Source organism: Nodularia spumigena CCY9414 (assembly GCF_000340565.2).
Classification (GTDB): domain Bacteria; phylum Cyanobacteriota; class Cyanobacteriia; order Cyanobacteriales; family Nostocaceae; genus Nodularia; species Nodularia spumigena.
Window position 1 is genome coordinate 4,446,272 of record NZ_CP007203.1, and the last position, 11,595, is coordinate 4,457,866.

The window sequence follows — 11,595 nt, forward strand, 5'->3', positions numbered from 1 at the left end:
CTTATATTTCAAATTTACCAGATAACCCTAATTTTTATCGATAAAATGCCATATTTTTAACCGTGGTTAGTTGCATGAGTAGAAATAGGTAAATGTTTTATAAATAACTCAGTTCAATAGACATCTGGTGAGAATTAAATGTGCGTTTCCCATAACCCTTGTAGAGACCTTGTATACAACGTCTCTACATTATTTTCTGGAGATGTCTAATAACTATGTCATTGCTAAATGTAAACAAATGTAACAATATTGCCATCAAAACGCTTTAATGTCTTGACAACTCACAAAGCAATCGATAACGTAATATACATACCCGGGTAAGGCCGTTAAAGAGTTATATGCAAACTAAGCAAAAGGTTACTTTATATCTGTCGCCAGAACTTCACAAAAAACTGAAGATTCGTTCAGCTATTGATTCAGAACCGATGTCAGAGCTTGCCGAACGCGCCCTAGTCTTCTACCTTGCTAATTCAGAACTAGTTGAGGAAGTCGAAGCTTCTGCCTATGGACGAACGCACCGAATTTACTCCTGTCCAGAATGTGAGAGTTCATTAGTCTTGCGTGATGGAGAATTGATTGCCATGAGCAGTCAGCCAGGAATAATCCCAGAGCATCTATCCATTGATGAGATGGAAAAAGATGAAACTCATCCCAAGGGTGAGGAAGAATTGGTTCCTTGCTAGGTAAGAATGATGAATGAACAGTTCATGATTCGGTTGCCACAACCAACAAACGATGTCTTTACTGTATAAGGTCTCAAGCAGGTCGATTGTATGAAAGAAGAGCTCAATATCTTAATTCAAGCTCAATATCCTCTAATCTACCTTGTGACCTCCGAGGAAGAACGGGCGGAACAGGCAATTTCCACAATCGCCCAATTATTAAAGCCCCAACGCCGCGTCTACGTCTGGACAGTAACTCACGGCATCGTGGAATATGGGCAACCCCGGAACGTCACCCAACACAATACTGTTTCGCCGGAGGCTGCGATTGAGTGGATCATCCGGCAGAAAGAACCTGGTATATTTATTCTTAAAGATTTACATCCGTTTATTGATGCGCCTGCTACAACGAGATCCTTACGTGATGCGATCGCTAGTTTTAAGGGAATGCAGAAAAACATCATTTTGATGTCACCCATGCAACAAGTTCCCATTGAACTAGAAAAAGAAGTTGTCGTTCTTGACTTCAAATTGCCAGATATGGCGGAGTTAAACAAAGTTTTAACCTACCATTTAGAGCAAAATCGAGGCAGACGGTTGACAACCGAGGCGCGAGAAAAGCTTCTCAGAGCAGCTTTAGGTTTAACTAAAGATGAATCTGAAAAAGTATACCGTAAAGCACAGGTAACAACTGGACGCTTAACGGAAGAAGAAGTAGATATAGTTCTATCTGAGAAAAAGCAACTGATTCGGCGCAATGGTATTTTAGAATACATCGAAGAAGATGCAACCATTGATGCTGTAGGTGGCTTAGAAGAACTCAAAAGGTGGCTCAAACAGCGCTCTAATGCCTTTACAGAAAGGGCAAGAGAGTATGGTTTGCCTCAACCCAAAGGAATGTTAATTCTTGGTGTTCCCGGTTGTGGTAAGTCACTAATTGCCAAGACTACCTCCCGACTGTGGGGTTTGCCATTACTACGCCTAGACATGGGGCGAGTATATGACGGCTCAATGGTGGGACGAAGTGAAGCCAATCTACGTAACGCCCTAAAAACAGCAGAATCCATCTCTCCAGCGATTCTGTTCATAGACGAATTAGATAAATCCTTTGCAGGTAGCTCAGGTTCATCTGATTCCGATGGTGGTACATCAAGTAGAATCTTTGGTTCTTTCCTAACTTGGATGCAAGACAAGAAATCTCCTGTATTTGTGATGGCAACCGCGAACCGAGTGGAACGCTTGCCTGGAGAGTTTCTGAGGAAAGGACGCTTTGACGAAATTTTCTTTGTGGATCTGCCCACAGCCGAAGAAAGGCAGGATATATATAATATCCACCTCACCAAACGTCGTGAAGACATTTCTCGATTCGACCTTGAGCAATTAGCCAAGATGTCTGACGGCTTCTCTGGGGCAGAAATTGAACAAGCACTTGTGGCGGCAATGTATGAAGCCTTCGCCCAAGACCGCGAGTTCACCCAATTAGATATTATTGCTGCACTAAAAGCAACTCTGCCGTTGTCACGTACCATGCAAGAACAGGTAACAGCCCTAAGAGATTGGGCCAGACAGCGCGCACGACCCGCCGCAGCCTCCGTCGCCGAATATCAGCGCATGGAGTTTTAAAAGCTTTCCCCTGCTAATACCAGGGGCAAAGGCTAGCCCCAAAAGCTAGCAGCTAAGAGAAAAAGCCGCATTTCCATCAGCGCGGCTTACCGAAAAAAACCGTTGTCTTTTTTCTTACTCTTCTCACTGGAGGAAACCCAAATGTCTCATTTTAGCACTCTGCGTACCAAAATCACCGATGCTGAGATCCTCAAGTCTTCTTTACGCGACCTTGGTATTAGCGTGAAGACTGAAGCGGATGTTCGTGGTTACAATGGTCAGCGCGTTCGTTCCGACATCGTAGCTGTTTTGGAAGGCGAATATGATCTAGGTTGGTCTCACAATAGCGATGGTTCCTTTGACCTTATCGCTGACCTGTGGGGCGTTGCTAAGAAGCACAATCAGACCGAGTTGATCAACTCCATCAACCAAAAGTATGCTGTTAACAAAACCTTGTCTGAAGTAAAACAGCGCGGTCTGCAAAACGCCAATGTCAAGTTGGTATTGCAATAGAATTTTCTCAGCGCGTTCCCAAAGCTGAACGGGTTAACCACTTCATTAGCGGTTAGCCCGCTTTTTTTATTGGGACTGGGATTTATTTCTTGGTTGCCCATTTTTTTGTTGCCATGATTTTCAATCAAAAACTATATATGGGTACAATAAATTTGTTAACTTTATTACATCCATATATGAGCTTTGACGAAATTGCACGTAAGATAGCGTCTCTAGGACTACCAGCAGTTATGTTTGCCGTGGCTTGTTCTATCGCTGCTGGTACCGGGTTGGCTGGTGGAGCAGTTATTACAGCCGCCTTAGCTATGTTGGGTGGACCTTTTGGAATGGTTGCAGGTTTAGGTTTATTAGGTATTGCGACTGTTATTGGTGATGCCGTATCTCAATTTGGTATTGAAGAATTATTGGTTGCAGTTTACACAATACAACGACAGCAGCAGGGAAGACCTTGTAGCGATATTGTTGGAGAGATAAATAGCTTATGGCTTTCAAATGACTTGAGAAGAAGAATCATTAATAGAATGGGGTGTGAAAAGAATCACCACAAAGAGTTTTAGTGTCCATCCAGTAGGGTGGGTATAGCCCAAGGGGCATGGCTACGCTAAAGCGTCAGCGTAACCCACCATTACCCCTGAAATCTGATATATTTGGCAATGGAAGTTTTAAAACTTACGACGACGATTGATGAATCAGGATATTTACATCTGAACATTCCCACGCAGTTAGCGGCTGGTGAAGTAAATATTGTAGTTGTATTGAATCCAGTTTCGTCAAACGAGGAGCAGAAACCCAGATATGATTTCTCTGATTTGGTAGGAAAGTTAACTTGGGAAGGAGATGCAGTAGCTATACAAAGAAGTTTACGCGATGAGTGGTAATCGCTACTTGCTCGACACGAATGCAATTGTGGCTCTACTACAACGAAATTATACTCACAAATTATGATGAATTATGAAAATATTCACTATTGGACACTCCAATCATTCAATTGAAACTTTTATTGAAAATTTAAAACAAAATGGAATTACGGCTGTAGCAGATGTACGCTCTAGCCCTTACAGTCGGAGATTTCCACATTTCAATCAACCTGCTTTTAAAAAAGCACTCCAAACCGTAGATATTGCATATGTCAGCCTTGGCGATAATTTAGGCGCTCGTCCTCATGATCGAAGCTGTTACGTAGAGGGTATGGCTCGTTATGATTTAATTAGTGCCACGAAAGCTTTCGCAACAGGGTTAAATCGTCTGATTAAGGGTGCTGAACAACATCAAATTAGTTTAATGTGTGCTGAACAAGACCCTATTGTTTGCCATAGAGCTATTTTGGTTTGTCCACATTTGAAAAAGACAGGTTTAGAAATTAACCATATTCATAAAAATGGTGACTTAGAATCACATGAATGTTTAGAAGATAGACTATTAAAGCAGCATAATTTATATAAATTGTTGCCTGATAACCAAAATTCTGTTAAACAACTTTCTCTCTTTGATATGCGACCTATAGATACTATAGAAAAACCCCTTTCTCGTGAGGAATTAATTCAAAAAGCATATCAGTTACAAGGTGACAGAATAGCGTATGTAGAACGGACATATACAGAAACAGAAGATTCTCATGAGCGAGCAAGTTAATCTATTTACTATTGGCTTTACTCAGAAAAAAGCCGAGCAATTCTTTGAAACACTTATCAAAGCGGGGGTTAAGCGAGTCATTGACACTCGACTAAATAATGTTTCCCAATTGGCGGGATTTGCCAAAAAGAATGATTTAGAGTATTTTCTCCGTAAAATTGGAGAAATTGAATATATCCATATTCTTGATTTAGCTCCAACTAAAGATATTCTCGAAGAATATAAAAAAAAGCAAATAAACTGGGCATTATATGAAAAGAGGTTCAATCAACTCATCACAGAGAGACAGATTGAGAAGAAGGTTAATTCAGACCTTTTAGATGAAGCTTGTTTGTTGTGTAGTGAAGCAAAGCCTCATAATTGCCATCGTCGGTTAGTTGCTGAGTATTTGCAAAATAAGCTAAACACACCTATCAAAATTCATCACCTCTAAACGTAATCTTGAAAAGGCTGCGAATCAGAGGTTTAGAATGCCTATTTTTGAAATTATCTGCCTTGCCAAATCTACTAAGCATGGCGGAATTTGTATTGCTGGTTTGAAAACAGATGGTTCGGGTTGGCTGCGTCCAGTCTCTAATAAAAGAGATGGTACTCTATACCCAGAGCATTATACTCTAACCAATGACAGTGAACCTCAACTTTTTGACATTATCAGAATTCCATGTACTAAACCTGAGCCAAAATGCCACCAACCTGAAAATTGGTTAATAGATTCTAGGAAATCATGGGAAGTATTAGGAAGTTTAACTTTAAGTCAAGCTAGAAGGTTGCTAAGTCCAGAAATTCAAAGACATTCTTCTCCAGAACTGTTAGGTACTTCAGATAAACAAATTTGTTATGAAAATCTGGAAAAATCACCTGTTCAGTCTTCATTAGCACTGATAAAACCGGAAAAAGTTCAGTGGCAAGTTAAAACAATCGATAAGAAAAAATTCAGGTGTCTTTTCTCTTTATCTGGAAATTCTTATGATTTACCGATTACAGATTCTATATGGACAGATAAACTTGATTATTTTGAAGAAGGAATATATTCTTGTGAAGAAGTGATAGAAGAGTTAAAATTGCATCAGTTTGAGCCGGATAAATTCAGACTGACTATTAGCTTAAGCGAACCTTTCATACCTTCTGGGCAAGAAAAAAAGTTTTGCTATAAATTAGTGGCAGCAGTCATAAATGTTGCAGATGTGAAGCAACGCTTAGGATGGCTTTAAACTTGAATTATGTTTTGGAACTATAACTTGAAGCAGTTAAAATTGGCCTTACCAAACTTGACTTAAATCTAAAATAAACTCAGGTAGTAACGGCTCACCGCAAAGGGTTTTAGGGTGATCTAATTCCTCAACCGCAGTATTGGGACGATAGATAAAAACTTGGCGTTGCTTTCTATCAATTAACCAACCAAGTTGCGTGCCATTATCTATATACTCTTGCATCTTGTCTTGCAAAATTCGCAAGTTATCACTCTCAGAACGCAATTCAATGACAAACTCAGGACATATTGGGGCAAATTTCTTTCGCAGTTCCGGTGATATAGCTTCCCAACGTGTGCATTTTATCCATGCTGCATCGGGAGAACGAACCGCGCCATTAGGTAAGGTAAATCCACCACTGGAACCAAACCCAATACCTGTACCATCTTGCTTTGTCCACGCCCACAACTGGCCAATTAAGTTAAAATTGCGCTCATCGGTTTCTGAACCAGTGGGGGACATAATCATTAATTCTCCAGCAGCATTGCGTTCAATACGAAAATCACGGTTGATCTGACAAAATTCATAAAATTGATCATCGGTCATGGCGATCGCAGGTGGCATCTGCAAGACCATTGGTACAATTTCTGTGATTACAGGTAAGTTAGTAGTCATATCACATCAAGATTTGTCCAGTATTAATAGCATATAAAAAATTTTAAGGGTGGTTGTAAAACCACCCCTCTAATCCCCTCATATTTAGAATTTACTGGCAACACCCTGATTGCAATACTTTTCGGTTAAGGAATGTAGAGACGTTCCATGGAACGTCTCTACAAGGGTTTTCGGCTCACGAATTTGCTCCCACCGAACAGTATTGACCCGGATTGGGTATTATATTTACTCTGAGAGATTAACTAAAGTATCAATTTCAGATGAAGCTAAGGTTGGTGCAGTGAAGATAGTCGAGTACAGACTTGCGGGTTGCTGACGAGCGAATACTGGTAGAACTTGACGCGCATGAGCTGCTAGTTCCACTGCTTTCACATCGTAAGTCTGCGTAACTAACTTGGGATAGAAACCGATACCGATGATGGGAATGATCAAACAAGCGGTGATAAACAATTCACGGGGTTTGATGTCAGCAACTACAGTATCTAGATGTAATTCTGCGTTTTGTTCACCGTAGAATACTTGGCGCAGCATCGAGAGTAGGTAAATTGGAGTTAAAATGACACCAACCGCCGACAACAGGATGACTACAATTTTGAAGCTGGAACTGTAAACATCGCTGGAAGCGATACCGAGGAACACCATCAACTCACCCACAAAGCCACTCATTCCGGGTAAAGCTAGAGAAGCCATTGCACCAATTGTAAATACTGCGAAGGTTCTGGGCATTACTTTGGCCATACCGCCCATTTTGTCCATCATCAAGGTGTGGGTACGTTCGTAAGTTACACCAGATAAGAAGAACAAGCTAGCAGCAATTAAACCGTGGGAAACCATCTGTAATACAGCACCGCTAATCCCAATCTCTGTATAAGATGCTATGCCGATTAAGACAAATCCCATGTGGGCAATTGAGGAGTAAGCCAAGCGGCGTTTGAGATTTGTTTGGGCAAAGGCGCAGCAAGCACCGTAGACAATGTTAACTACACCTAATACTGCTAAGACTGGGGCAAAGTAAACATGGGCATTAGGCAACATTTCAACGTTGAAGCGGATGAGTGCATAACCACCCATTTTTAACAACACACCAGCCAAAATCATGGAACCAGGTGCAGATGCTTCGCCGTGGGCATCAGGTAGCCAAGTGTGTAAGGGGAAGATGGGCATCTTCACACCAAAGGCGATTAAGAATCCTGCATAAGTTAATAATTCTAAGGCTTTGGGGTATTGCTTCATTCCCAGAGTCGCCATGTCGAAGGTGACGGTATCTCCTGAGAATGCCATTGCAAAACCAGCTACTAAGATAAATATTGATGCTGCGGCTGTATAGAGAATAAATTTAGTAGCTGCGTAACGGCGCTTTGGACCTCCCCAGATGGAAATTAGCAGGTACACAGGTACTAACTCGATTTCCCACATTAGGAAGAATAATAGCAAGTCTTGGGCGACAAATACGCCAATCTGGGCGCTGTACATCACCAACATCAAGGCATAAAACAATCGCGGCTTAGTGGTGACTTTCCAGGCCGCGAAGATTGCCAGTGTGTTAATTAAGCCGGTTAATAAAAGTAAGGGCATTGATAAACCATCAACACCAACAGACCAATTTAAACCTAACTGTGGAACCCAAGCATAGTTTTCTACGAGTTGCAGTGTGGGGTTTTGGAAGTCGTAGCTATACCAAAAGGCAGAAATTATCAGGGCAAAATCGGCGATCGCCACTCCCAAACCATACCAGCGAACGGTTTTGCCTTCTTTATCTGGGATTAAAGGGATGGCTAAGGCAGCCACCAGGGGCAATAAAATTATGGCTGACAGCCAGGGAAATTCAATAGCATTCATTACTTCTGACAATCGATTTACCTTTTTGGTTATGATTTCATTATATTAAGGAATGTGTATTTTTGTAAATATTATTTATCCCTAATCTTGACTTTTTGAGTAAATTTTAGGAATAAATACTTACCAATTCCTGTCAAAACCATTCTAGATGTAAACTTTTGCAACGTCAATACAAAAATATATATAAAAAAAGTGACTAAAGTCACCAATTTAAGTTATGATATATTGCGTTTTGGACAAATACGAAGAATTTCAAACAATCCGATTTACAATTGTCCAGACTTCCCCATCTGAGCGCACATAGGGAACTGAGATGGTCTTGAACCCTGTAATGAAGGGCTTGTAGTAGACTTGCCAATACATGGGACTCAAATAATCAGCGCAAGATTTTAGTAGACGGATTTCTGTGGACAGTTCTGCGGCTAGTTGATTAATGCGTTGGGCATGAACCTGAGCTACTTCTCTGGCTTGTTCTAATTCTTGCTCTTGGGTAAGTTGCTGGGATTGTTTTTGCCAATGTTCTAATTGTGCTTGTTTGTATTGTCGCTGTATTTCCAGCGCTGCGATCGCATCGTCTATACCCTTGAGTTCTATAGATAATTGGGCATTTTCTCTGGCTTGGCGGCGACAAGCTTCCACCATTGCTGAGGGTGAATCATTCTTCCCAGATAAGACATTATTAATACTCAGGGTAGCCCGTTCTTGCTGAAGCGCCTGAATTTCTGAGTTGAGGGTGGTGATTTCTGTATGAATTTGGTTAATCATGACGGTTTATCCTTGGTAGCTTGCACCTTGGGTATCCAGAGAAAGCGATCGCACTGTGGCTGTAATTCCGGTTGATTGCCAAGCTGATAACATCGCCGCTTCTACAGCCTGGGAATGTAACTGATCTACTAAGGCTAACAGTGTCGGTCCTGCGCCACTAATTACCATCCCATAAGCACCAGCTTTCATTGCAGCTGCATTCACAGCATCGTAACCAGGAATCAAAGCTTGGCGATATGGTTGATGCAATCTATCTTGTAAAGCTGTGCTTAACCATTCTCCCTTACCTGTTTGCAAACCGCGCAACAATAACCCCAGATGTGCTGTGTTGAAAATTGCATCTGCACGACTGACTTGAGTGGGTAAAACTTGCCGTGCTTCACTGGTGGAAAGCTCAAAATCAGGAATAGCTAGCACTGGGACAATATCTTCATTCCAGGGAATATCGCAAATTGCCCAATTATCGGCACTGGTAGCAGCCAGACGACATCCCCCCAATAGGGCTGGAACTACATTATCAGGATGTCCTTCCATTGCGATCGCTAATTCCATCACCTGTAATTGAGTCAAAGGCGCACCCGCCAGTTGATTAGCGCCGACTAAACCGCCGACAATGGCTGTCGCTGAACTACCCAAACCTCTGGCTAAGGGTACACCAAGCTGAATTTCCATTTTTACCGATGGCGGTGTTTGTCCTATATATTGATATAACTTGACAAAAGCCTGATAGAGCAGATTACTTTCATCAGTTTGCACCCGTTCAGCTTCTGCACCTGTGACATCAATAATTAATCCACCCTCATCGAGGCGAGTGAATTTGAATTTGTTGTACAGCGTTAAAGCTGCACCGATACAGTCAAAACCAGGCCCTAAGTTAGCTGTAGTGGCGGGAACGGTAACAGTGATACTAGAAATAACAGACATCTGCAAATACTCTCCAATCATCAACCAGCATCTCATGTTAAGGGGTGATTTGCTCAAGAGTCTTGCTAATTGCGGCTAGGTATGGTTTGTAAAACAGAATATAGGAGTAAGCGATCGCTTATAAATTTTTTAACGAACTTTCTCAATTATGTGTAAAACTGCTTTGAATGAGTTTAATTGACCGTGAACTAACTCTTGACACTAAACACGTTGCCAAGCATCTCCCAGATACTCCTCAAATGCAACAGCTACTCCAAAAAGAAGGAAGCGCTCATATATTTATTGATGAAGCGACAATATATATACTTGCTCAAGCAATCATAGAGCAAGGAGAATTTACAGGGATGATTCGCGGACATGAACGCTATGGATTATACTTTACCGAACCAATTGGATATCGTCTCAGTATTGATGGCGGTAAAATCCCACTTTATTACGCTGAAATGAAAGTAAAAGGAAACAAATACCATGTTATCCCACGCACAAAACCTAGTAGATAATTGGGAATTCTCGGAGCTATGGATAGATCCCACGGCTTCACCTCCATACGTTCTGATTTTATTAAGCGACAGTTCCGGTAAAAGCTGTGTTTACGATCCAAATCAGAATTATCAGTTGGCATTTTCTAGTGACAGCTATGAAGAAGCAAAACTTTGGCTACTTGAAGATGAATATGAACGAGTCGAAGGAAGATTAACAGCTTCAGTTGCAGCATGAGAAGCTTGTGGCTAGACTTTTCCAACTTAAGGTGGATGATTTTTTACAGGGTGAGCAATACTCGCCCTAGTTTCTGCTAGAAGTTCTCGAAGTGAGCGATCGCTTTAAGAATATCTGGATGATTTGCAGTCCTTGAAGGTTAAGATGATGAAGACAAATGAGCGCGTTTGACACATCTTTAACTATTGCGCTCATCTAGGAACATCTTTCATGCGCCGAGATTCCATATTTTATCAACTATTTCAACAATCCCCGACTTTATTATTTGAACTATTGACAAATCCGCCAGGAAATGCTGGGGCATATCGCTTTGATTCGGTAGCTGTCAAAGAACCCAAGTTTGAAATTGACGGGGTATTTTTACCACCAGAAAATGAAAGTCCGGGTGTGGTGTATTTCTGTGAGGTGCAGTTTCAAAAAGACGAAAAACTCTATGAGAGAGTAGTTGCTGAATCTTCATTATATTTCTACCGCAACAGTGACAGATTTAGTGATTGGCAAGCAGTGATAATTTACCCATCACGCAGTATTGAACAAAGTAATATTTATCCCCATCGTGGTTTCCTGAACGGTAATCAGGTGCATCGAGTGTATTTGGATGAATTGGGAGATATTCGTCAATTACCTCTATGGGTAGCATTGATGGTATTAACCACTCTAGACTCAGAACAAGCACCCTCTGAGGCTAAGTATTTACTTGAACGTTCCGCTTGTGAGGAAGCAGAAACCGCAAGTAGCGCCATAATTGAATTAGTAACCACAATCATGGTTTACAAGTTTGAAAAATTAAGCCGCAGGGAGGTTGAAGCGATGCTAGGAATAACACTCAAAGAAACGCGAGTTTACCGGGAAATCAAGGAAGAAGGTCGGGAAGAAGGAGTACAAAGAGAAAGATCCTTCATACTGCGACTCCTAACTCGACGAGTGGGAGAATTACCTCCAGATGTGCGCCAGCGTGTTGAAACTCTCTCTTTGGAACAATTAGAAAATCTGGGTGAAGCCTTGCTTGATTTTAGCAGTATGGCTGATTTGCAGTCCTGGTTAGGCTAGGCCGCAAGGCGGAAGTCAAAATTCAA

General features: G+C 41.4%; 15 protein-coding genes. 11 read left to right on the forward strand and 4 right to left on the reverse strand.

Annotation, left to right across the window (positions count from 1 at the left end):
* Window positions 1-338: 338 nt before the first annotated feature.
* The 8 genes from NSP_RS19420 to NSP_RS23750 all read left to right on the forward strand — a co-directional run bounded on the left by NSP_RS19420 (window position 339) and on the right by NSP_RS23750 (window position 5,620).
* Window positions 339-683, forward strand: a complete 345-nt coding sequence (locus tag NSP_RS19420; protein ID WP_006196768.1) for a slr0373 family blue light stress response protein — start codon at window positions 339-341, stop codon at window positions 681-683.
* A gap of 90 nt (window positions 684-773) precedes the next feature.
* A complete protein-coding gene (ycf46, locus tag NSP_RS19425; RefSeq protein ID WP_006196769.1) occupies window positions 774-2,285 on the forward strand; it encodes a stress-responsive protein Ycf46 in 1,512 nt (503 codons plus the stop codon).
* A gap of 141 nt (window positions 2,286-2,426) precedes the next feature.
* Window positions 2,427-2,777, forward strand: a complete 351-nt coding sequence (locus tag NSP_RS19430; RefSeq protein ID WP_006196770.1) for a DUF1257 domain-containing protein — start codon at window positions 2,427-2,429, stop codon at window positions 2,775-2,777.
* An 89-nt stretch (window positions 2,778-2,866) separates the two neighbouring features.
* Window positions 2,867-3,334 (forward strand): hypothetical protein, encoded by a 468-nt coding sequence (locus tag NSP_RS19435; RefSeq protein ID WP_006196771.1) that lies wholly within the window; start codon window positions 2,867-2,869, stop codon window positions 3,332-3,334.
* 96 nt (window positions 3,335-3,430) lie between these two features.
* Window positions 3,431-3,655: a hypothetical protein gene (locus NSP_RS19440; protein WP_006196772.1), complete on the forward strand. Its 225-nt coding sequence runs from the start codon at window positions 3,431-3,433 to the stop codon at window positions 3,653-3,655.
* A gap of 73 nt (window positions 3,656-3,728) precedes the next feature.
* A complete protein-coding gene (locus tag NSP_RS19445) occupies window positions 3,729-4,409 on the forward strand; it encodes a DUF488 domain-containing protein (protein WP_006196773.1) in 681 nt (226 codons plus the stop codon).
* Window positions 4,393-4,842 (forward strand): DUF488 domain-containing protein, encoded by a 450-nt coding sequence (locus NSP_RS19450; protein ID WP_006196774.1) that lies wholly within the window; start codon window positions 4,393-4,395, stop codon window positions 4,840-4,842. Before NSP_RS19445 ends, NSP_RS19450 begins: the two co-directional genes overlap by 17 nt.
* Before the next feature lie 37 nt (window positions 4,843-4,879).
* Window positions 4,880-5,620 (forward strand): dual OB domain-containing protein, encoded by a 741-nt coding sequence (locus tag NSP_RS23750; RefSeq protein ID WP_017804351.1) that lies wholly within the window; start codon window positions 4,880-4,882, stop codon window positions 5,618-5,620.
* Window positions 5,621-5,668: 48 nt separating this feature from the next.
* Here the strand turns inward: NSP_RS23750 and NSP_RS19460 are convergent, their stop codons facing one another.
* The 4 genes from NSP_RS19460 to thrB all read right to left on the reverse strand — a co-directional run bounded on the left by NSP_RS19460 (window position 5,669) and on the right by thrB (window position 9,802).
* Window positions 5,669-6,274: a Uma2 family endonuclease gene (locus tag NSP_RS19460; protein ID WP_017804352.1), complete on the reverse strand. Its 606-nt coding sequence runs from the start codon at window positions 6,272-6,274 to the stop codon at window positions 5,669-5,671.
* Window positions 6,275-6,499: 225 nt separating this feature from the next.
* On the reverse strand, window positions 6,500-8,113 hold the full coding sequence (locus NSP_RS19465; RefSeq protein ID WP_017804353.1) for an NAD(P)H-quinone oxidoreductase subunit 4: 1,614 nt from the start codon (window positions 8,111-8,113) through the stop codon (window positions 6,500-6,502).
* A 252-nt stretch (window positions 8,114-8,365) separates the two neighbouring features.
* Window positions 8,366-8,878 carry a hypothetical protein gene (locus NSP_RS19470; protein WP_017804354.1) on the reverse strand — a complete coding sequence of 171 codons (513 nt, stop codon included), beginning with the start codon at window positions 8,876-8,878 and terminating at the stop codon, window positions 8,366-8,368.
* 6 nt (window positions 8,879-8,884) lie between these two features.
* Window positions 8,885-9,802, reverse strand: a complete 918-nt coding sequence (thrB, locus tag NSP_RS19475) for a homoserine kinase (protein WP_044482849.1) — start codon at window positions 9,800-9,802, stop codon at window positions 8,885-8,887.
* Window positions 9,803-9,969: 167 nt separating this feature from the next.
* On the opposite strand from thrB, the gene NSP_RS19480 reads away from it, so the two are divergent.
* From NSP_RS19480 to NSP_RS19490, 3 genes are all read left to right on the forward strand, one after another.
* Complete coding sequence (locus NSP_RS19480; RefSeq protein WP_006198565.1) at window positions 9,970-10,302, forward strand: DUF6972 family protein; 333 nt, start codon at window positions 9,970-9,972, stop codon at window positions 10,300-10,302.
* Entirely contained in the window at window positions 10,271-10,519 is a 249-nt protein-coding gene (locus NSP_RS19485; protein WP_006198566.1) for a hypothetical protein, read from the forward strand. Before NSP_RS19480 ends, NSP_RS19485 begins: the two co-directional genes overlap by 32 nt.
* 210 nt (window positions 10,520-10,729) lie before the next feature.
* Window positions 10,730-11,569 carry an Rpn family recombination-promoting nuclease/putative transposase gene (locus tag NSP_RS19490; protein ID WP_006198567.1) on the forward strand — a complete coding sequence of 280 codons (840 nt, stop codon included), beginning with the start codon at window positions 10,730-10,732 and terminating at the stop codon, window positions 11,567-11,569.
* Window positions 11,570-11,595 lie beyond the last annotated feature (26 nt).

Excerpts from the sequence above, each read along its gene's own strand:
- thrB (WP_044482849.1), bottom strand. The coding sequence starts at position 9,802 with ATGTCTGTTATTTCTAGTATCACTGTTACCGTTCCCGCCACTACAGCT.
- NSP_RS19445 (WP_006196773.1), top strand. The coding sequence starts at position 3,729 with ATGAAAATATTCACTATTGGACACTCCAATCATTCAATTGAAACTTTT.
- NSP_RS19450 (WP_006196774.1), top strand. The coding sequence starts at position 4,393 with ATGAGCGAGCAAGTTAATCTATTTACTATTGGCTTTACTCAGAAAAAA.
- NSP_RS19465 (WP_017804353.1), bottom strand. The coding sequence starts at position 8,113 with ATGAATGCTATTGAATTTCCCTGGCTGTCAGCCATAATTTTATTGCCC.
- NSP_RS23750 (WP_017804351.1), top strand. The coding sequence starts at position 4,880 with ATGCCTATTTTTGAAATTATCTGCCTTGCCAAATCTACTAAGCATGGC.
- NSP_RS19470 (WP_017804354.1), bottom strand. The coding sequence starts at position 8,878 with ATGATTAACCAAATTCATACAGAAATCACCACCCTCAACTCAGAAATT.
- ycf46 (WP_006196769.1), top strand. The coding sequence starts at position 774 with ATGAAAGAAGAGCTCAATATCTTAATTCAAGCTCAATATCCTCTAATC.
- NSP_RS19460 (WP_017804352.1), bottom strand. The coding sequence starts at position 6,274 with ATGACTACTAACTTACCTGTAATCACAGAAATTGTACCAATGGTCTTG.
- NSP_RS19440 (WP_006196772.1), top strand. The coding sequence starts at position 3,431 with ATGGAAGTTTTAAAACTTACGACGACGATTGATGAATCAGGATATTTA.
- NSP_RS19485 (WP_006198566.1), top strand. The coding sequence starts at position 10,271 with ATGTTATCCCACGCACAAAACCTAGTAGATAATTGGGAATTCTCGGAG.
- NSP_RS19480 (WP_006198565.1), top strand. The coding sequence starts at position 9,970 with ATGAGTTTAATTGACCGTGAACTAACTCTTGACACTAAACACGTTGCC.
- NSP_RS19490 (WP_006198567.1), top strand. The coding sequence starts at position 10,730 with ATGCGCCGAGATTCCATATTTTATCAACTATTTCAACAATCCCCGACT.
- NSP_RS19430 (WP_006196770.1), top strand. The coding sequence starts at position 2,427 with ATGTCTCATTTTAGCACTCTGCGTACCAAAATCACCGATGCTGAGATC.
- NSP_RS19420 (WP_006196768.1), top strand. The coding sequence starts at position 339 with ATGCAAACTAAGCAAAAGGTTACTTTATATCTGTCGCCAGAACTTCAC.